Here is a 19,359-nt window from a genome sequence, read left to right as displayed (position 1 = left end):
ATGGAAAAACCTTTAATTTTTTTGATTGATGATGACCCCCAGGTACTCCATTCAATCACACGGGATTTAAAGTCCCAGTATGAAAAAAAATATAAGATCATCAGCAACAGCTCCCCGCACCAAGCTTTAGAAACTATTGCCGAATTGAGGAATCAGTCAAAAGCAATTGCTATTTTTATCAGCGATCAGCGTATGCCCGAGATGCAGGGAGTAGAATTTTTGAAAAAAGCTATGGCCATTTTTCCCGATGCGAAACGGGTACTTCTGACTGCATACAGCGATACCCAAGCTGCCATTGAGGCGATCAACCATATTCAGCTGGATTATTACCTCATGAAACCGTGGAATCCGGCCGGGGAACGCTTATATCCCGTGCTGGATGACCTCCTATCCGACTGGCAGGCTAATTACCGCCCTGAATTCACGGGACTCAAGTTAATTGGTTTCCAATACTCGCCATTTTCGCACAAACTTAAGGATTATCTGGCAGGCAATTTGATTCCATACCAATGGCTGGATGTAGAGAAAGATCCGGAAGCAAATCTGCTGCTTCAACTTAACGAGTTAAGTTTGGAGAATTTACCTGTGGTTATAACAGAAGATGGAGAAGTTTTTATCCAGCCAGATGTTTCTGCTCTGGCGTTGGTAATCGGGGCAGGTGCCGGAGTAACGACTGAGATGTATGATGTTGTAATTATCGGCGGAGGTCCTGCGGGACTTGCATCTGCAGTTTATGGCGCTTCCGAAGGTCTTAAAACCCTTATAATAGAGCGCAAAGCTCCGGGTGGACAGGCAGGAACGAGTTCCAGGATAGAAAATTACTTGGGTTTCCCTTCCGGGCTAACAGGTGCTGATCTATCCCGAAGGGCGATTAGCCAGGCCATAAGACTTGGTGCAGAAATACTTTCTCCAAAAGAAGTGTTATCCATCAGCGAAACAGATAACTATAAAACAATTACGCTCCACGATCAAAGCTCAATCAAATGCCGGGCAGTAATTATAACTACGGGAGTCGACTATAAAAAACTAGAGATCAAGGGCATCAGCGATTTTACAGGCGCCGGAATTTATTATGGAGCAGCTGTAAGCGAAGCGGCTTCCTGCAGGGGGCAACATGTTTATATTGTCGGAGGAGGCAATTCTGCGGGCCAGTCTGCAGTTTACCTTTCTAAATTTGCTAAAAAAGTACATATTCTCATCAGACGGGAAAGCTTATCGAATACGATGTCCTCCTACCTAATCAAGCAGATCGAAAGCTTGCCCAACATCGAGGTTTTGACAAACTGCAAAATAAGGGAAGCTTCAGGCGGAAGCCACCTGGAAGATTTGTTAATCGAAAATATTAAAAGCAAGAGCCTTGAAAAATACAAGGCAGCTGCATTGTATATTTTTATAGGGGCTAAGCCATTCACGGACTGGCTTGGAGAGGCTATCGAACGGGATGTTAATGGCTTTATTAGAACGGGGCAAAATCTAAGGTACGACAGCAGGTTTGGGCAATTCTGGAAGCTTAAAAGAGATCCTTACTTACTTGAGACCAGTATTCCGGGTATTTTTGCAGCTGGCGACGTACGCTCCGGGGCAATGAACAGAATTGCTTCGGCAGTAGGCGAAGGGTCGATGGCAATTTCCTTTGTCCACAAATATTTAGCGGAACACTAACACAAAACTTTAAACGATGTCAGAAAAGAAGATTCTATGCATACATATCAGGGAAATTAACAAAATCATGACCAGTGGGAAACATGAATGTGAAGAATGCGTCAAAATCGGAGGCAAATGGGTTCATCTGAGGGTTTGCCAAAGTTGTGGAGCGACGCTGTGTTGCGATTCATCAGAACATAAGCATATGCGTATACATGCTTTGTCAATGTCCCATCTGGTAGCCAGTTCTGCCGAGCCAGGAGAGAATTGGATGTGGTGTTATAAAGATCAGCAGGGCGTAAACTTCGACTGATGTATCGGGTAAACCCACATCGGTCTCTATCTATGCTCAATAACAAATAACCGTAAAGCCACACTGACCTGGCTGCTTTTCCAACATCATCATTTTTACATCCCTAAAATGTGTGATAAGAAATGCTAAAAGCTATTCCAATGCTTAATTCATATTCTTAAACACCAATTTTTAGTGTATCATATATGGCAGTGTTACCAAAGTATAGACTACGTGATGAAAACTATATTAATCATAGACCCGAACCTAAATCTGTTGGAAGTTCTTTGTCATGCGCTGGAGATGGAAAAATATGAAGCTATCGGTTACTCGGGGCACGAACTGGAACTGATTAAACTAATTCAGAATATAGTACCTTCACTAATCCTCATTAACCTTAGTTTACCTTCCGATAAGTCTATAGAGTGGTGCGGTCGAATGAAATCTCTATATCCTAACCTCCCTATCATTGCGATGAGTTGCGATGAAAGCATTCTCAAAAAAAAGAATTTCTGGTTATTTGACGGGAATATCGGGAAGCCGTTCGACCTTGCTTCATTTTATAACCTTGTAGAAAGGCATATTGGAAAGACCTAACCAAAAACCAGTCAGATTAGGATCACCATGTTCGATACTGTTGATACGGAAATAACCCTCTTGGTTCTCAACTTGCCGATCCAACCCAAAATGAACTCCGGTATTAGGAACATTCGTGCCAGAACAATCAAGATGACTATCAAAATAATGATAACAGGTATAAGTCGTATGATTTTCCATTTTTAAAATTTCAAATGAACTTTATTCAAAATAAATCATGTTGGTGATGAATTCAATTTAAGGTAATCTGACGAGAATTTGTTCAAGAAAGTCTAAAGGACCTGCCGGAATCAGCCACAGAAATGTTCTCAGGGAAGCTGAACGATCAATAGATAGAGGTCCTCAATGCAGAAAGGATTGAATTACGCATTCTAATAAAATAAAAATATGGATAACACGATTAAAGGTATTCATCATATTACTGCGATTGCAGGTGATGCCAAAAGAAACTATGACTTTTATACCCGAATCCTCGGACTTCGGCTTATTAAAAAAACTGTGAATTTCGATGATCCCGAAACTTACCACCTGTATTATGGAGATAAGATGGGTACACCTGGCACCATTTTAACATTTTTTCCGAATGAGGGAATCCCAGCGGGACGACCCGGAACACGTCAGGCTACAGCGATAGGATATTCCATAGATGAGTCTGGTTTTGATTTCTGGAAGCAACGCTTTGATAATAACGGCGTAAACTATCTTGATGTTGCTGAAAAGTTCAATGAACAATATTTAACTGTTTTCGACCCCGACGGGCTTCGTTTGGAGCTGATTGGCTCATCAAAGGAAGATATACGTCAACCTTGGACATCTAAAGAAGTATCCGGAAACAATGCACTGAAAGGATTTTACAATATAACTCTAACACTAAACGACTTAGCGCCAACAGCGGATATATTAACCAAAGTATTTGCCTATCAATTAGTGGAGCAAAAAGATAATCTTTTCCGTTTTATCACCAACTCGGTTACAAATGCAGCAATTGTTGATATTTTGGTTTCGAAATCTGAGATTCCGGGCCACGTATCTATGGGATCGGTACATCACGTCGCTTTCAGAGTGAAGGATGAAAATATTTTAATGCAGTTCCGGGATACGATTATTGGTCTTGGTCTACATGTCACTGAAAAGATTGACAGAAACTATTTCTATTCAATATATTTCCGCGAACCGGGAGGGGTTTTATTTGAGCTGGCTACTGAGAATCCCGGCTTTATGGTCGATGAACCGATAGAGACCCTGGGTGAAAAGCTGATGTTGCCCGAGCAGTATGAACAGTTGCGTGAAACCCTTGAAATCACACTACCTAAACTCACATAAGATGGACGCAATACAAAGCCACTATTTGACCGCTGGACATCCAATTGAATCAGCTACCGGTGTACTCATCATGCTTCACGGAAGAGGCGGCACTGCATCGGATATAATGGATCTTTCTGATGAGTTACAAATTGAGGGAATGGCTATATTTGCTCCACAAGCGTTGCAAAATAGCTGGTACCCGCACAGTTTTATGGCACCTATTGCTACAAATCAGCCTTCAGTAAATCTTTCACTGGGAATTGTTGGTGATCTCGTCACGCATGCATTAAATTATGGTATAGTCCGGGAGAGAATTTTCTTTCTTGGATTTTCACAGGGTGCATGCCTAATGCTGGAGTATATCAGCAGAAATGCAGGCAAGTACGGAGGTGCAATAGCTTTTACAGGTGGTCTAATTGGAGAAGTTTTGGTAAATGATAATTACGAAGGTGATTTTTTAGGAACTCGGGTATTGATCACCACAGGAAATATGGATCCGCATGTACCAGTAAAAAGAGTTAAAGAGACTGTAGCACAACTGGAACTTTTGCAGGCAAATGTCAGACTGGAAATTTATAAGGATAAGCCCCACACTATCCTTGCTAATGAAATTACCATCGCCAATGACTGGATATTCAGTTACAATCAGGTTTGAACGATTAATTAGCTTATAAAATGACAAAGACCTTCAAAGTCACACGCGTTTATACAGATGCGGAGGGCGAGAGCAACTTTCAGGAGGTTGAATATCCGCTTTTGGATGCTGGGCCCATCGGTTTTCTTTCCGATCGGTTTCAAGTCAAAGAAATGATCTTTAGAACAGTTAGAGCCGATTATAATGATTATCATCAAGCCCCAGAAAGGCAATTTGTCGTGCTGCTCGATCGTGGTGTGGAAATCGAAACCTCACTGGGTGAGAAAAGACAGTTTCAGCCGGGCGAGATCCTGCTTATGGAGGATACCAGCGGTAAAGGCCACCGAAGCCAAAACCTTGAGTACAAAACCAGGAACTCGCTATTTATAATCCTTAAATGATAACAACCGGTAATCTGGTATACCATTAATCTATAGTCTACAATAATTCCAAACCGATGATTCAGCAGATAAAGCGCCCCCACAAAGGATTTTTATCCTTAACTTATGAATATACTACTTTATTTGCTTGCATGCTTGTGATGTTCCAGGCTTACTTAATTGCGCCTCTTTCGCCAAGCTTAGCGAGAGACTTTGCCTCACCACTGCCTGCGCTTGGCATTCCTGTGTTTGCGATAGCATTTTCTATCGCTGCCACAGCTACGGCCTATTTAAAAATCCATCTGCCACTTCGTGGGTTTTTGTTACTCTCACTCGGTTCTATGGCACTAGGAAGTTATCTGTTAAGTATCAGCGAGACCGCATTTTTTTTCCTCATAACAAGGGCGCTGATCGGCTTTGGGACAGGTGCATTATTGCCGATGACGATTCTCCACATGGTTTGCCATACCAAAAAGCCAAAATCGTTAGAGCGTATCGTACCGGTTGTTTTTGCACTTGCCACAGGCATGACATTTTCCCCCAGTATTGGAGGCTGGCTAAATGGTGTATTTGGCTGGCGAATGCTTTATCTGTGTTTAAGCGTACTGTGTACTTTATTTTTGATTTTCTGTCTGCTAAAGAGGGTAGAAAAATTTATTCCCTCAGGGATGCCCATCGAAAATTCCGGAGATGTTAAGTCCTTAGAGCGCAATGCCGGATTTATATATAGCTTTTCTTTTTTGACAGGTCTGTTTCACTCCGGGGTTTTTGTTTGGATCAGCCATTATTTCACAGTTCAATATCTCCTGAATGAATCGGAGATTGCAACCGAACTGTTTATTTTTGGTTTTCCAGGTTTTGCATTATCTTTTCTATTCCACCATTTACAGATGGATAAGAAAATGATAACCTTTTTATACGCCACTATGGGACTAACCATCTTAGGGCTTTTACTACTGTGGGGGAATTTGCCGCTCGGGCTGGCCGAATGCCTGCTGGCTGTTATTTCGATTGGGTTCGGTTGTAGTCAACCATTATTTATGGGCCTTGTTAAGCTTCCTCAGGGACGACAAACGCTTTTGTCACCCGCTGCTCATGGGACGGGATTTCTTTTTGGGGGCTACGGCATTGGCCCATTGGTGATGTTCGCATTGCTAAGCATCAACCTATCCACCGGGTTATTGTTTTTGATTTCAACTGTAGCAGCTCTAGCCTGCATCTCAATCCGAGTTTGGAAGCAAAATGGTATCCCAGCAAATTCGGTTTTTATTAATGGAAAATAATCAAAGATTTATGGGGTATCCGTATGATATATATTCCTGATTTGGAAAGAAGCCCCATATCGCTAGTATTTTTATCCGATCACACACTAAGCCCTCCGAAACACGAGTTGTTTTTATAAAATATACGGTCATTTATATTAAATCCTGTGGCAACTGTTAAACTAAAAATCCTGTTCAACAGCTTCGAACCGAATGCAAAAAAGTTATAACCATGTTGCCTAACGAGGTTAATATACAGAAATGCCCTTTCCCAGCAGTGAAAACCAGCCATGGATATATCCATTGTGGAATATATCAGCATCCACTAATCCACCAATGATAACTTCTCCATGCCAACAGGCCAATTTTTGTTTAAAATATCTTCAAGGTATTTAATCTCGTCCGGATAAGCAGTATTTTTGCGCTTGGCAAAATAAAGCGTATTTTCTACTGGCGGACTTCCCTCCCATGCCAGTTTAATACCTTTTTCTGCAAGTTCTTTACCACACAGGAAATCGGGTACAACGGCAAAACCCTTGTTATTGGACATACACCTTAAAATTGACGCGAAAGAGGGCACCACATATTTTGGTCTGAAACTCGGTAAGGCGCCGAAACTTGCTGACCAGAAATTTTTAAGATATTCCATATCATACGCAGTTGTATACCAGATCTGATCGTTCAGCCAATCTCTAAGAGCCGGCCGGTTATCTTGAGAGAGGAGCTCTGCAAACTCGCCGGTATCGGTCTGGTTGCCACAGATCAATATAATCCTTTCCGTATTGAATGGCTTATATTCCAGGTTATGCTGCGTACCCTTTAGTGTAGTAAGAATCAGATCTAAAGTACCGTTATTCAAATCCTGAAGCATCTGCGGACAATCACCAAACCTGGTAACCAGGTTGAAAGGCAAATCCGTGATATTGGACTCCAGTACGTGCTGAAAGATTTCCATCGACATAGCCACACTAACAGTTGGTTTTTCAGCCTTTGACTTTCTACGGAAGATATGTTCCGCTTCTTCAAGCTTATTCATGTGGTCGATTATAAAGTTATACAGCATTGTCCCTCTTTCTGTAGCTACCATTTTCCGGGTATCCCGGTCAAAAAGCCGATGACCGGCAAAAGACTCAAGCGAGCTCAAGTGCAGGCTTACACCTGGTTGGGAAATAAACAGGTCCTTTGCTGCAGCCGAAAGTGTCCCGGCTTCATAAATTACTTTAAAGGTTCTGAACCATTCTAGATTAATCATTGTTTGGTGGTTTAAGGTTTTTTATTAATCATTTGTTACAACTTGTTGCACTATCATACCAAAAGAGTTTGTCTCTTGGCTGTTCTGCTGCCCAATTTATATCGCGTCGTTTAGCCAGTGTATAATATCCCGCGTAACAAGTCCATTGTACTTGTCATTGAGCAGGTCATGATAATGCCCTACATACAGTTTCAATAGCTTATTTGAAGAGGATGCGTGTTTTTCAAAGTATTCACTTCCTGATGGCGAAGTTGCGCTGTCTGCAGTACCGTGAAGGATCAGTAGCGGGAGCTTAATTGAACTCATTTCTTCTTTAAGATATTCGGATGCGAGCAAGAGTTGTTGCATAGTCTTTGCAGGTTGCTTTTCATGTCTCAACAATGGGTCATTGTTCATTTTAAGCACATGGGCTGCATCTCTGGAAAAATCTTCATTGTTTAATTTGACCAAACGGACATGAGGAATAAAACGGGCAAGAAATTTTATGGCCGCTAGAGCCAGTGCCGGCGCCGGAATTTTAAATGCAAAGCTTTCTATGATTAAGCCCTGAATCTTATGCTGATTTTCCACAGCGTAAGCGGCAGAAAAAACGCCTCCAGCGCTATGCCCAAGCAAAAAAATGGGAATTCTTGGATGCCTAGATACAACAATATCAATCAGGGTATCGATGTCTGACAACACTCCATGAAAATCAGGTATATAATACCTTTCGCCTTCTGAGCGACCCCTACCGATCAGGTCCATAGCATAAACTTCAAACCCCTCTCCGTTAAGCTGAGATGCAAATTCTTCGTAATACGCACTATGAGAATTGAGCCCGTGAATAATTACGATTATCCCTTTGAGCTGGCTGGGGCTAATCCAGTTTCGATAAAAGATGTGCTGGCCATTTTGGTTTGCAAATGTTGCAGTTTGTTCATTCTGTGACTTCATAACTAAGCACTAGTCAATTATGTGCCATAAATAATAAAAAAGAGAACGCAAACTGAATTTATTTTAAATCATTGATTATCAGTTAAATAAAATAAAAAACAAAATGCATTTTGGTTTAAAAATTAAGAAAAACTCCAATTTTTTCGGAGTTTCATTAATATAAACTCTGAAAATATCGGAGTTGGATATTAAAGAATGTCTGATCGGTAAATCACCGATTTGGAATCTGCTGCAGATAAAATCCCGGTGTTGTATTTTGGCAGCCCTGCTTAACCACTAACCTCGTAGTGATCCCCTTATGTATGAATCTTGATGCTATGTATTTATGATTTTAATAATACCTGGTATAAATAGCCTTATATACAAATTTTAGCATTGGCCGGTACTTTTGATATGCCACGATGACAGATCAGTTATGGTAGCGAACACTCACTATTAAGATAAATTTAATTGGAAAATTATGAAAAATCAAACCACGTATCACTTCATTGACATTAACGGTGTCAATATTTTCTACCGAGAGGCCGGACTGAAAACAGCGCCAACATTAGTGCTTTTGCACGGTTACCCAACCTCCTCGCACATGTTCCGGAATCTGATGGCCAGCTTATCTGACAAATATCATCTAATCGCCCCAGACTATCCTGGTTATGGCAGAAGTGAACAGCCTCCGATTGCAAACTTCGAATACACATTTGATAACTTTGCAGAAATTATTACCACCCTGCTTCAAAAACTGGAGATATCAAAGTATAGCCTTTACCTGATGGATTACGGTGCCCCGGTGGGCTGGAGAATCGCGTCGGCAAATCCAGAAAAAATTGACACATTGATTGTTCAGAACGGTTGCGCCTATGAAGAGGGCCTGGAAACTTTCTGGGATCCATTCAAGGCGTACTGGAAAGACAGAAATGATAAAGCAGCAGAAAGCACGCTAGAAACCTTTCATCAGCCAGATGGATTAAAATGGCAATATACTCACGGGGTGCCTGATACTTCAGTAGTAAGTCCGGATAATTGGGAGATTGATCTGCGTCATCTTGAAAGACCGGAAAATAATCAGATCCAACTAAACTTATTTTATGACTACGGGACAAATCCACCTAATTATCCTAAATGGCAACAATACTTTAGAGACCATAACCCCGAAATGCTTATCGTTTACGGAAAAAACGACTACATTTTTCCTGTAAGTGGCGCTGAAGCATACAAGAAGGATGTAAAAAACCTTGAATACCATTTATATGACGCCGGGCATTTTGCTCTTGAAAGTAAGGGGGATGAAATGGCAGCAGCAATTGAAGATTTTTTAGACCGTAAGGTTAAAAGATAATAAAGCCCCGGGGGAATTAGCCTAAGAACTTTATACCCCCGCTGCCGTAACATCACCCTAAATTAATATATGCGGTTCTTAAAAAACACAAAAACCCCGCACATACACATTTGCTATCATCCCTTAGCTATTCACAAAATCAAATCAATATGAAAAAATTAATTCTGTTATCTGTTGGTCTTATAACTTCACTATACGGATTTGCACAAAAGCCGAGTCCGCAATTATTAAATCCTACTAACCATACACTGGTTTTAATAGACTATCAAAGTCAGATGGCGTTCGCCGTCAAGAATCAGTCCATTGAAGTGCTCCGAAACAATGCGGCCCTAACAGCAGGCGCCTCCAAAATTTTCAATATTCCAACCGTGGTCACAACTGTGGCGGCAAAATCATTCAGCGGTCCTGTATTTCCTGAAATCAGTTCATTTTATCCGATTGCTTCTACCACTGTTATTGATAGAACAACCATGAATTGCTGGGAAGATCTAAATGCGCATAAGGCAATTACGGGCAAGGGCAAAAAAATATTGGTTTTGGGTGGTCTGTGGACGAGTGTTTGCATAGTTGGGCCTGCCTTATCAGCTATTAACGAAGGTTACACCGTTTATGTAATTACAGATGCCAGTGGTGATGTTTCTACCGAAGCACATGATCAGGCCGTTACAAGAATGGTTAAAGCGGGTGTGCAACCTATAACATCGCTTCAGTATCTTTTAGAACTACAACGTGATTGGGCGAGATCAGAAACTTACAATGCAACTACCGACCTCATCAAACAGTACGGGGGAGCATATGGAATTGGGATCCAATATGCGAAGGAAATGATCAAACATTAAATAATTATAAGTTATATAGGGACAATGCATGCATTGTCCCTTTGATCAAGGCAGTCCATGAAACGAATTAAAACAATCCTATTTTTGATCATTGTATGCTCTGGAAGTATATTCTCCCAGCAAAAGGTAGACAAAGTCATCTTAAACGGTAAAATTATTACACTGAATGATCAACAACCAACTGTTGAAGCACTTGCTATTGCTGGTAATAGAATTATTGAACTTGGAAGTAACCAAAGAATAAGAAAATACATTGGCAAAAATGTTCAGGTGATAGATGCCAGGGGAAAAACAGTGATACCAGGAATCTATGATTCCCACCTTCACGTGATTCGCGGTGGACGATTTTACAATGCGGAACTGAGATGGGATGGATTGACCACATTGGCAGAGGCATTATCAATGCTTAAAGAACAGGCATTGCGTACACCCAAAGGACAATGGGTAAGAGTTGTGGGCGGATGGAGTGAGTTCCAGTTCAAAGAAAAACGCCTCCCTACCCTAGATGAAATCAACACCGCTACAGGAGATACTCCAACCTTCATCCTGCATTTATATGGGCAGGCATTTTTAAATAAGGCGGGTATTCAGGCTTTGAGTATTACCGGAGATACGCCGAATCCAATTGGGGGGTTAATACAAAAGAATCCAAATGGGGAGCCTACCGGACTATTGGTTGCCGAGCCCAATGCATTTATATTGTATTCTACGCTATCAAAGCTTCCAGAACTCACTATGGAAGAAAAAATCAATTCCACAAAACGGTTCATATCCGATTTAAATTCGTTGGGCGTAACAAGTGTAATGGATGCGGGAGGGGGATTCCAGAACTTTCCAGACGACTATCAGATTACCGATATGTTATCGAAGAAGGGGGAATTAAATATAAGATTACCATACTATTTATTTGCCCAAAAACCGGGAACAGAATTGGAAGACTACCTGAAATGGATTGGTATGGTTGATATCTCAGACCATCAGACTGATGATTCATTTGAAAGCAAGAAAACTGAATACCATGTCCAGGGTGCAGGAGAAAACTTAGTAGCGTCGGGTGGGGATTTTGAAAATTTCCTCAAACCGCGGCCTGAACTCCCTCCGGCTATGGAGAATCAGCTAAAGGCAGTGATAAGTGAGCTGGTGAAAAACCGCTGGCCATTTCGATTGCATGCAACTTATGATGAGAGCATCAGCAGGTTTTTGAATGTTATGGAACAGGTAAACCGTAAAACACCATTTGACGGACTGACCTGGTTTTTTGACCATGCGGAAACTGTGAGTGATGCAAATCTGGACCGTATAAAGGCTTTAGGCGGTGGTGTGGCGATTCAGGACCGAATGGCTTTCCAAGCTGAGGGATTTGTTTCAAGATATGGAAAAAAGGCTGCGCTCCATACACCCCCTGTCCGCAGAATGCTAGACAAGGGTATACGTATTGGGGGCGGTACAGATGGTACCAGGGTCTCAAGTTTCAATCCCTGGATTGGGATCTATCAATTTGTATCCGGAAAGTCATTAGGTGGATTGAAATTCGCATCCAGTGAAAATCAGGTCGACAGAATATCCGCACTGAAGATATATACCTTGGGCAGCGCTTCATTAATTCATCAGGAAAATGAACGCGGGATGCTAAAGAAAAATTTCCTGGCAGATCTGGCGATTCTTAACTCGGATTACCTTGACATAAAGGAGGACGAAATAAAGGATATTCACTCAATCCTAACCATTATAAACGGTAAGGTTGTATATGGTGCTCAGGAATATCAAAAACTTGCTCCGAAAATCCCAAGTGCAATACCCAGCTGGAGCCCAATTAACTTCTACGGTGGCTACCAAAACCGTTAAAAAACCGATATAAGATTGTAACGCTGCAATAAAGGCAAAACTTTTAATTAAGTATTTGCCTTTTTTGCATGTAGCCCATTCCAAGCGCTCCCGAAAACAGTGTATTTGCAAAAATTATATTAGAATTTGAATGAAAGTTGTGTATTAAAGAATTTGGAATTAGCAGTATTGGGGATAACATCCCGTAGAAAACGACCTGCTCTAAAATATTGATAGCCGAAACTTATAGACAGGTATTTGTTGATCTGGTAATCTGCACTCCATAAATAGGTTGTACCGATGTAACGTGCCGGGGAACTGGAGCCTCCGACATTAAAACCTCCACTTGGATGAAAGATTCCGTCCTGAAGTGAATACCGCCAATTATAAACCAGATCAACTTGAAACAAAAGTTTATCACTTGGATGGAGTGTTAGGAATGGATGTATATCTATGAGGTTTGATGGCCCAATTAAAGGATTAAATCCGAAGTAGCCTCCTTTTGGATACAAAGGGTTAAAACTATTTAATTTTTTATCCAGAACATTTTTGTCTCCCGAGATGTAATCATTCCGCAGGCTTAATATGGGTTTAAATTTGAATTGCTTAAATACATAGCCCAGTTCAATTGCCATAGTCCATGCACTGATTTCATTTTGACCAAACTTTCCGAACTGGTAGGCTGTCTCGAGATTATATCTAAAAAGGTTACCTTCTTTCCAGTAACGAATCGCCACGGTATGCCGAAGTTCCCGACCCATCCCAGATTCAAATTGAGACTGCTCCCGCATCGCACCCAGATAGTAGATGTTAAAGTTATCGGTTTCCGCCAACCTGAGGTCCGAATAAACGCCCCAAAGGTTTCCTTGTATCTTTGTTTTGTTATCAAACAGGCCGGGATGGATTTTATCTGCAGCTAAAATAAAAGCGTCAATTTTTAACAGAGGTTTAATATATGACAATTTCAATCCGGTAAAGTACTGTCGGCTGTTATTGCCGTCTTTAACAGAGACCAACCGTCCGGAACCATAATCAAGTTCCTGACGCCCAATCCTTAGCAAGAGTTGTAGCGCCGGAACCGATGAAAAATCGTAATCCAAGAAAAGGTTCTGAACATTGAGCTTATCCTCATCCGTAATGGAAACTGCATTGTGACTACCGTTTTCAAGGCTGCTGTTTAACTGAACGAAAAACCGGTACTTTTTTCCATAGTTTACTCGGGCGTGTAAGGAATAACGGTTAAGAAAGGAGTGATTGAATCCTTCATTGGCAATCCAGTTCTCATTCACCTTCACCGCCCACTCAGAGCGTATTTCACCGCCAAATGAAAGGCTTAGAGCAGGATTAGATGAAAGCTGTGAATACTTCAGTCGGTTGTAGAAGCTTCGGGTTGAATCCGACAGGTGATGATAATCATCTTCAAACCTAAGTAGCATAAAGCGCTGAGCCTGCATTTTTTTCGGAATGAACACCATAAGCACAGCCATAGCTGATAATCGGAATAAACATTTGATGCCGTTCATTGTGCCGATGATTAACTGATTATTTTGCCAAAAACTGATGCGATATGACTTCTTTAAGTTTTTGCTTCACTCCTTAAATCTGGATACTTCCTATAGCTTTTTCTAAAGCATTATCCCGAGTTTCTGACAAAGCAAATCCCTCCGCCCTGCACACGGTCACGTTATCCATTCCAATAAAAGCCAACATAAATTTTAAGTAAGGGGTTAAAAAATCGTTTTCTACGTTCGCCCCTGAACTGTATATTCCGCCGGTTGTTATGGCAAGATAAACCTTCTTTCCGGTAAGCAATCCTACAGGCCCCTGTTGCATGTATTTGAAGGTAATACCTGCACGGGTTACGTGATCAAACCAGGCTTTAAGCGTTGAAGAAATCCCGAAATTATACATCGGTGCGCCAATAACTACAAAATCTGCATTCACTAACTCTTCAATAGCTAAATTGGAATGTTTTATGGCTTCCCTGTGCTCTTCAGTATGTTGTTCTACGGGTGTTAAAAAAGCATTTAGATGAACTTCCTCTAAGTGAGGGAATGGCGATTTGGTCAGATCTTTGGTGTGAAGTGCTGCTGAAGGATAGTTTAACTGAAGCCTTTCGATAATAGCTTCTGAGAGTTTAATACTATTTGACGCCTCCCCTCTTGGGCTGGAAATGATATGCAGGATATTGGGCATGATTGATGATTTTTGTTAAACATTTATTTAATTAACCTACGACCCGATGTCCATTATCCGAACTTTAATTATGAGCAGATAATGATCTTGTTTTCATGATCGTCTGGAGTAAAATTACGACGGCACACCATAGCATTGGTCACATTTAAATGATATGATATATTAGTTTATTGATGGCAGAAAATACGGCACCTCAACAAAACTGGGATATAAATCATAATCCAGTTTCCGATAAATCAGGTCTAAAGAAAATGGAACATCCGGATGAATTTAAAATCCTGAAAGCGGGACAAAAAAGGAACGAACATACTCCATTATCACAATCCTGATAAGTTATATGATTTGCATTATATAAAACATGATGGGTCCCGAATTAATTTTGTTTTGCAAGTTTACCTTCTGAATGATCATATATGAGATATGAAAATAAGGAGCTGGTAAAATATCCTTAATACAATATAAAATGAAAACACAGCATCAATCCCTTTTTAAAGTATTGTTATTCGTTGCATTAATTTCAATGATTATTGCCTGCGGATCTCCCCAATCAAGAAAGGAATCGCAAACAGGCACCCTAAGCGAAATAAAAACTGGTGGCAGCAAACTTATCTCAGTTGACGGAAATTATAAGGTGTGGACAAAGAAGGTTGGAACAGGCAAAATCAAAGTATTGCTTCTACACGGAGGGCCGGGGTTTTCACACGACTATTTTGAATGTTTTGAAGACTTTCTACCAAAAGAAAATATTGAATTTTATTATTATGATCAATTGGGCAGTGGGCTTTCTGATGTTCCCACAGATACAACACTTTGGAACACCCCACGTTTTGTTGAAGAAGTGGAGCAGGTTAGAAAAGGTTTGGGTCTGGAAAACTTTTACATTTTGGGGCATTCCTGGGGGAGTTTATTGGCGATGGAATATCTATACAAATACCAGAAACATGTAAAGGGTGCTGTCCTTTCAAATATGACAGGAAGCATAGCAGACTTTGTTGACTATAGTGCTGTACTCAAGACCAGGCTCTTTACAAAAAAGGAAAAACAATTGTTTGACTCGTTGGACAATGCTAAAGCTTATTCCTCTCCCCGCTATGCGTCTTTGTTAAATGAAAAACTTTATACTAAAGTAATTTGCCGAATGCCCCTTGAACAGTGGCCGGAACCTTTAATGAGAACGTTTAAAAAGCCCAACCAAACCATATACTTGCAAATGCAGGGCATAGATGAGTTTCATGTAACTGGCAACTTGGTAAACTGGAGCTTTTGGAATAAAATGCCTCAGATCAAGGTGCCGACACTGGTACTCGGCGGTGTATATGACGAGATGAACCCGGAAAGCATGAAAAAGGAAGCACAATTGATTCCAAACAGCAGGTTCTACCTATGTCCGACGGGTAGTCATATGTCTATGTATGACGATCAAAGCAATTACTTTAATGCCCTTATTGTTTTTTTAAAAGATGTAGACACGCAACATTTTGCAGCGGACAAAAAATAGCAGTATTTCCTTAACCGGTATTCTTGTGAAGCAGTATAATTTTTAAGCCAATACTAAATTTTAAGCAATGAATATTAAAATGAAAAAACTATCCTGTCTTGCCGGAGTGGTGCTCGCATACTTCACGATATTCTTTTCTGGCCAAATTAATTTTGCGCAATGCACCGAGAGGGCCTACGTTAGGCTACAAATTTCGGCTGAGGACAGAAGCAAATTGGCCCGAACCGGATTTCGCATGAAAAATACAAATCCGTCAATCAAATCAGAGTTTGAACTGCTTTATAAAATCCCGGATTGTACAATCCTTAATCTGAGCAGAAAGTAATCCATAATAACAACCTATCCACTACGGGAGATGGTCAGAAAAAATATTCGTTGATTAAAATACATAAATGATGAAAATGAAGAACAAACAACCTTTTTCAGCGACTTACATTGGAGGTCCCACCGTGATTTTTGAAATAGGAGGCTTGCGATTAATGACAGACCCGACATTGGATGAGGCCGGCAGTTTTTTCAAACTTAATGAGAATATGACTGAAACCAAGCTCAAAGGGCCAGCAAAGATTCCCGAAGGATTAGTAGATATAGTTTTACTCAGCCATGATCATCACTTTGATAATCTCGATAATGCAGGTCGATCCTTTTTAACTCGTGCGGGCGTGGTTCTAACGACGAATTCTGGTGCAAAACGACTTGGAGCTAACAGCATTGGTTTAGCGCCCGGAGAATGTCGTGAATTCCAAATTCCCGCCGGTGGAAGTCTGGTTATTACAGCTACAGCTGCTAGGCATGGGCCGGCAGGGATAGAACCAATAACCGGGGAAGTCATTGGTTTTCACTTGAGCATCGAAAATGAAAGTCGGCAGAGTCTGTACATAACAGGTGATACAGTTTACTACAACGAGATCGAAAAACTGGCCGAACAGATAAATCCCTCCTATGTTTTTATTTTTGCAGGCGCAGCACGCCCCCGTGGTCCTTTCAATCTGACAATGAGCACCAATGATGCACTGGATACTGCTGCCGCATTCAAAAACGCCATAATTGTGCCCGTCCACGCTGAAGGCTGGTCACATTATACCGAGAACAACGATAACCTGCGGGAGGCTTTCAATATTCTGGGTGTCGGACACCGTCTGATTTTGCTCGAACCCGGAATACCTACCAAACTATTCAATCAAAAGCATTTTAAATAAGTTAATAAAGATGGAAACAAGACCGCCTATACCCCCATTTGATCTAGAAACAGCATTACAAAAAGTTCAACTTGCAGAAGACGCCTGGAACGCTCAGGATCCTTTGAGAATATCTTTAGCCTATTCAGTAGATAGTGAATGGCGTAATAGAGATACTTTCATTAACGGGAGAGAGGAAATCGTAAAATTTTTAACAAAGAAATGGTCAAAAGAGTTAAACTACCGTCTTAAAAAAGAGCTATGGGCTTTCAATGAAAACCGAATTGCGGTAAGATTTGAGTACGAATATCAAAACACTCAATCACAATGGTTTAGGGCTTATGGCAATGAAAACTGGGAGTTCGGTACAAACGGTCTGATGACCAAGAGATATGCGAGTATAAACGACCTTCCTATTCATGAATCTGAAAGGCGCTTAAAGTGAGCCTGTATCATCAACTGAGCTTACATAAGGAAACACCCTTAAAGGAAAATTTAATTTTCGGCATTTGTAACAAACAAAAACAATTTCAAAAAAAAAAATGAAAAAATTCAGCATTCTGATGACTACGGTTCTGATTGCGGCATCCGGCATAACGATAGCCCGTGCGCAAACTGTGAAGGGTTCCAAAACGCCAGTGCGTTCGCTTGCATCGAAAAAGCATTCACAAAGTTCAAATATTATGGAATATAGAAAAATAAAGGTGGAAGGTACCGAAATATTTTATAGAGAGGCAGGTGAAAGGGCAAAACCTGTAATCATACTCCTACACGGATTTCCTTCATCCTCCCACATGTACAGGAATCTAATCACAAAACTGGCGCCAGACTACCACATAATTGCGCCCGATTATCCTGGTTTCGGAATGAGCAGCAGTCCATCTCCCGAAACATTTGATTACACATTTGACCATCTTTCGGATATTGTTGAAAAATTTATCGACAACCTTAAGTTAACCTCCATAACCTTTTACCTGCAGGATTATGGTGGTCCGATTGGATTTCGGATTGCGGCCCGCAGGCCCGAATTGGTTAAGGCATTAATCATCCAGAACGCCAATATGTATATGGAAGGAATTGGTCCTGATGTTCAGAAAATCGGTGCTTTAAGTGCGGCAAAGGATACCGAAGGCCTTAAAGCAGCGGCGAATTACATGATGTCTTTGGAAGGAATAAAGGAACAGTACCTATATGGCGCATCCCAGCCCGAGCGAATCAGTCCTGACAGCTATAATATGGATCATTTCTTTTTTGAGCAGCCGGGAATAAAGGACATCCAAAAGGTGCTTTTCAGAGATTATGAAAATAATTTCCCAAAGTATTCAGAATGGCAAAATTACCTTCGCAAGCATCAGCCGCCAACACTTTTGGTCTGGGGCAAGAATGATAAAATATTCCCGGGTGCCGGAGCGACCGCCTATAAGAAAGACTTACCAAAAGCAGAAGTTCACCTCTTTAACGGCGGACACTTTCTGTTAGAGGAAAGTGGTGAAGAAGTAGCGGTTTTAATACAGAGCTTTCTGAAAAAATTAAAATAAAAGGGTTAGGCCGGACATAAAAATGTCTGGCCTTTTCATTATTAAATTTCTTTTAATCTTTTGATTTCCTGTTCAAGCCGCTCTATGTATGCTTTTTGCGGTTTTAAAAGTTCCTCGATCTCTTCAAGGTTATATTTTGGAACGATATGTTGTGGGCAGTTCCAGTCGTAAGCGGATATTTTGAATGTCAACATCCATTCCGGTTTATGTTTATATGCCTCAGGTTTCAATAGCTCATAAAGCCCCGGGGTTTTATCGATTTCAATAACCTCAGCTTTCGCATAAATTTTCAGCCGTGCTTTCAGCGGGTAGGAAAGAAGAATAAGTGAAACATTTGGATTCCTGGAAATATTAGCTGCAGTGATGTATTGCCTGTTTCCTGTAAAATCAACTATCCCGATTGTACCCTTATCGATAACCTTAATAAAACCTTTGGGGCCTCCTCTATGCTGGATGTAAGGGTATTGATTTTCTCCAAACGAGGCAATATAAAAGCTATCTATATCACTTATAAAGTCAATTTCAGAATCGGTAAGTCCATCTACAAAGCTTCTTTTTTCCATGCGGTCATAACTCAGCCGGCTACCGAGCTTCTCCTGAAGATTTTTAACTCCATCCGTAAATGCGAGCTGTGCATAGTTCATAATTTAAATT

Annotated in this window: 20 protein-coding genes; 15 read left to right on the top strand and 5 right to left on the bottom strand. The window is 40.9% G+C overall.

Going from position 1 to position 19,359, the window contains the following annotated elements; all coding sequences use genetic code 11:
* The 7 genes from AC04Q1_RS22095 (at window position 1) to AC04Q1_RS22065 (ending at window position 6,135) form a co-directional block, all read left to right on the top strand.
* The gene (locus tag AC04Q1_RS22095) at window positions 1–1,662 is read left to right on the top strand and encodes an NAD(P)/FAD-dependent oxidoreductase (RefSeq protein ID WP_478366716.1); all 1,662 of its coding nucleotides are present in this window, start codon (window positions 1–3) and stop codon (window positions 1,660–1,662) included.
* 16 nt (window positions 1,663–1,678) lie between these two features.
* Entirely contained in the window at window positions 1,679–1,957 is a 279-nt protein-coding gene (locus AC04Q1_RS22090; RefSeq protein ID WP_478366715.1) for a UBP-type zinc finger domain-containing protein, read from the top strand.
* Window positions 1,958–2,173: 216 nt separating this feature from the next.
* Window positions 2,174–2,533 (top strand): response regulator, encoded by a 360-nt coding sequence (locus AC04Q1_RS22085; RefSeq protein ID WP_478366714.1) that lies wholly within the window; start codon window positions 2,174–2,176, stop codon window positions 2,531–2,533.
* A gap of 387 nt (window positions 2,534–2,920) precedes the next feature.
* Window positions 2,921–3,856: a ring-cleaving dioxygenase gene (locus AC04Q1_RS22080; RefSeq protein WP_478366713.1), complete on the top strand. Its 936-nt coding sequence runs from the start codon at window positions 2,921–2,923 to the stop codon at window positions 3,854–3,856.
* Between the two features lies 1 nt (window position 3,857).
* Complete coding sequence (locus tag AC04Q1_RS22075; RefSeq protein ID WP_478366712.1) at window positions 3,858–4,493, top strand: alpha/beta hydrolase; 636 nt, start codon at window positions 3,858–3,860, stop codon at window positions 4,491–4,493.
* 20 nt (window positions 4,494–4,513) lie between these two features.
* On the top strand, window positions 4,514–4,873 hold the full coding sequence (locus AC04Q1_RS22070) for a cupin domain-containing protein (protein ID WP_478366711.1): 360 nt from the start codon (window positions 4,514–4,516) through the stop codon (window positions 4,871–4,873).
* A 56-nt stretch (window positions 4,874–4,929) separates the two neighbouring features.
* Complete coding sequence (locus AC04Q1_RS22065; protein WP_478366710.1) at window positions 4,930–6,135, top strand: MFS transporter; 1,206 nt, start codon at window positions 4,930–4,932, stop codon at window positions 6,133–6,135.
* A gap of 304 nt (window positions 6,136–6,439) precedes the next feature.
* Here the strand turns inward: AC04Q1_RS22065 and AC04Q1_RS22060 are convergent, their stop codons facing one another.
* Together AC04Q1_RS22060 and AC04Q1_RS22055 are read right to left on the bottom strand one after the other, a co-directional pair.
* Complete coding sequence (locus tag AC04Q1_RS22060; RefSeq protein WP_478366709.1) at window positions 6,440–7,366, bottom strand: LysR family transcriptional regulator; 927 nt, start codon at window positions 7,364–7,366, stop codon at window positions 6,440–6,442.
* 96 nt (window positions 7,367–7,462) lie between these two features.
* On the bottom strand, window positions 7,463–8,299 hold the full coding sequence (locus AC04Q1_RS22055) for a lysophospholipase (protein ID WP_478366708.1): 837 nt from the start codon (window positions 8,297–8,299) through the stop codon (window positions 7,463–7,465).
* A 460-nt stretch (window positions 8,300–8,759) separates the two neighbouring features.
* Between AC04Q1_RS22055 and AC04Q1_RS22050 the strand changes: the two genes are divergently transcribed.
* The 3 genes from AC04Q1_RS22050 to AC04Q1_RS22040 all read left to right on the top strand — a co-directional run bounded on the left by AC04Q1_RS22050 (window position 8,760) and on the right by AC04Q1_RS22040 (window position 12,316).
* Entirely contained in the window at window positions 8,760–9,632 is an 873-nt protein-coding gene (locus AC04Q1_RS22050) for an alpha/beta fold hydrolase (RefSeq protein WP_478366707.1), read from the top strand.
* A gap of 149 nt (window positions 9,633–9,781) precedes the next feature.
* The gene (locus AC04Q1_RS22045; protein WP_478366706.1) at window positions 9,782–10,471 is read left to right on the top strand and encodes a hydrolase; all 690 of its coding nucleotides are present in this window, start codon (window positions 9,782–9,784) and stop codon (window positions 10,469–10,471) included.
* Window positions 10,472–10,528: 57 nt separating this feature from the next.
* A complete protein-coding gene (locus AC04Q1_RS22040) occupies window positions 10,529–12,316 on the top strand; it encodes an amidohydrolase (protein WP_478366705.1) in 1,788 nt (595 codons plus the stop codon).
* Window positions 12,317–12,435: 119 nt separating this feature from the next.
* Here AC04Q1_RS22040 and AC04Q1_RS22035 read toward each other — a convergent pair whose 3' ends face one another.
* A complete protein-coding gene (locus tag AC04Q1_RS22035) occupies window positions 12,436–13,818 on the bottom strand; it encodes an alginate export family protein (protein ID WP_478366704.1) in 1,383 nt (460 codons plus the stop codon).
* Between the two features lie 73 nt (window positions 13,819–13,891).
* Complete coding sequence (locus AC04Q1_RS22030) at window positions 13,892–14,491, bottom strand: FMN-dependent NADH-azoreductase (RefSeq protein WP_478366703.1); 600 nt, start codon at window positions 14,489–14,491, stop codon at window positions 13,892–13,894.
* Between the two features lie 173 nt (window positions 14,492–14,664).
* On the opposite strand from AC04Q1_RS22030, the gene AC04Q1_RS22025 reads away from it, so the two are divergent.
* From AC04Q1_RS22025 to AC04Q1_RS22005, 5 genes are all read left to right on the top strand, one after another.
* On the top strand, window positions 14,665–14,820 hold the full coding sequence (locus tag AC04Q1_RS22025; RefSeq protein ID WP_478366702.1) for a hypothetical protein: 156 nt from the start codon (window positions 14,665–14,667) through the stop codon (window positions 14,818–14,820).
* Window positions 14,821–14,954: 134 nt separating this feature from the next.
* The gene (locus tag AC04Q1_RS22020; protein ID WP_478366701.1) at window positions 14,955–15,989 is read left to right on the top strand and encodes a proline iminopeptidase-family hydrolase; all 1,035 of its coding nucleotides are present in this window, start codon (window positions 14,955–14,957) and stop codon (window positions 15,987–15,989) included.
* Window positions 15,990–16,390: 401 nt separating this feature from the next.
* Window positions 16,391–17,188 (top strand): MBL fold metallo-hydrolase, encoded by a 798-nt coding sequence (locus tag AC04Q1_RS22015; protein ID WP_478366700.1) that lies wholly within the window; start codon window positions 16,391–16,393, stop codon window positions 17,186–17,188.
* A 10-nt stretch (window positions 17,189–17,198) separates the two neighbouring features.
* Window positions 17,199–17,612 (top strand): DUF1348 family protein, encoded by a 414-nt coding sequence (locus AC04Q1_RS22010; protein WP_478366699.1) that lies wholly within the window; start codon window positions 17,199–17,201, stop codon window positions 17,610–17,612.
* 97 nt (window positions 17,613–17,709) lie between these two features.
* Window positions 17,710–18,705, top strand: coding sequence for an alpha/beta fold hydrolase (locus AC04Q1_RS22005; protein WP_478366698.1), 996 nt, complete (start codon window positions 17,710–17,712; stop codon window positions 18,703–18,705).
* Window positions 18,706–18,746: 41 nt separating this feature from the next.
* Here AC04Q1_RS22005 and AC04Q1_RS22000 read toward each other — a convergent pair whose 3' ends face one another.
* Window positions 18,747–19,349 (bottom strand): pyridoxamine 5'-phosphate oxidase family protein, encoded by a 603-nt coding sequence (locus AC04Q1_RS22000; protein ID WP_478366697.1) that lies wholly within the window; start codon window positions 19,347–19,349, stop codon window positions 18,747–18,749.
* Between the last annotated feature and the right edge of the window lie 10 nt (window positions 19,350–19,359).

It is taken from the genome of Pedobacter humicola (assembly GCF_056490705.1).
This window is presented reverse-complemented; position numbering and strand designations above follow the sequence as displayed.

Bases quoted from the DNA above. Each gene is read 5' to 3' on its own strand.
- AC04Q1_RS22035 (WP_478366704.1), bottom strand. From the start codon at position 13,818: ATGAACGGCATCAAATGTTTATTCCGATTATCAGCTATGGCTGTGCTT.
- AC04Q1_RS22095 (WP_478366716.1), top strand. From the start codon at position 1: ATGGAAAAACCTTTAATTTTTTTGATTGATGATGACCCCCAGGTACTC.
- AC04Q1_RS22030 (WP_478366703.1), bottom strand. From the start codon at position 14,491: ATGCCCAATATCCTGCATATCATTTCCAGCCCAAGAGGGGAGGCGTCA.
- AC04Q1_RS22090 (WP_478366715.1), top strand. From the start codon at position 1,679: ATGTCAGAAAAGAAGATTCTATGCATACATATCAGGGAAATTAACAAA.
- AC04Q1_RS22045 (WP_478366706.1), top strand. From the start codon at position 9,782: ATGAAAAAATTAATTCTGTTATCTGTTGGTCTTATAACTTCACTATAC.
- AC04Q1_RS22015 (WP_478366700.1), top strand. From the start codon at position 16,391: ATGAAGAACAAACAACCTTTTTCAGCGACTTACATTGGAGGTCCCACC.
- AC04Q1_RS22055 (WP_478366708.1), bottom strand. From the start codon at position 8,299: ATGAAGTCACAGAATGAACAAACTGCAACATTTGCAAACCAAAATGGC.
- AC04Q1_RS22080 (WP_478366713.1), top strand. From the start codon at position 2,921: ATGGATAACACGATTAAAGGTATTCATCATATTACTGCGATTGCAGGT.
- AC04Q1_RS22075 (WP_478366712.1), top strand. From the start codon at position 3,858: ATGGACGCAATACAAAGCCACTATTTGACCGCTGGACATCCAATTGAA.
- AC04Q1_RS22050 (WP_478366707.1), top strand. From the start codon at position 8,760: ATGAAAAATCAAACCACGTATCACTTCATTGACATTAACGGTGTCAAT.
- AC04Q1_RS22010 (WP_478366699.1), top strand. From the start codon at position 17,199: ATGGAAACAAGACCGCCTATACCCCCATTTGATCTAGAAACAGCATTA.
- AC04Q1_RS22060 (WP_478366709.1), bottom strand. From the start codon at position 7,366: ATGATTAATCTAGAATGGTTCAGAACCTTTAAAGTAATTTATGAAGCC.
- AC04Q1_RS22020 (WP_478366701.1), top strand. From the start codon at position 14,955: ATGAAAACACAGCATCAATCCCTTTTTAAAGTATTGTTATTCGTTGCA.
- AC04Q1_RS22025 (WP_478366702.1), top strand. From the start codon at position 14,665: ATGGCAGAAAATACGGCACCTCAACAAAACTGGGATATAAATCATAAT.
- AC04Q1_RS22085 (WP_478366714.1), top strand. From the start codon at position 2,174: ATGAAAACTATATTAATCATAGACCCGAACCTAAATCTGTTGGAAGTT.
- AC04Q1_RS22040 (WP_478366705.1), top strand. From the start codon at position 10,529: ATGAAACGAATTAAAACAATCCTATTTTTGATCATTGTATGCTCTGGA.
- AC04Q1_RS22070 (WP_478366711.1), top strand. From the start codon at position 4,514: ATGACAAAGACCTTCAAAGTCACACGCGTTTATACAGATGCGGAGGGC.
- AC04Q1_RS22065 (WP_478366710.1), top strand. From the start codon at position 4,930: ATGATTCAGCAGATAAAGCGCCCCCACAAAGGATTTTTATCCTTAACT.
- AC04Q1_RS22000 (WP_478366697.1), bottom strand. From the start codon at position 19,349: ATGAACTATGCACAGCTCGCATTTACGGATGGAGTTAAAAATCTTCAG.
- AC04Q1_RS22005 (WP_478366698.1), top strand. From the start codon at position 17,710: ATGAAAAAATTCAGCATTCTGATGACTACGGTTCTGATTGCGGCATCC.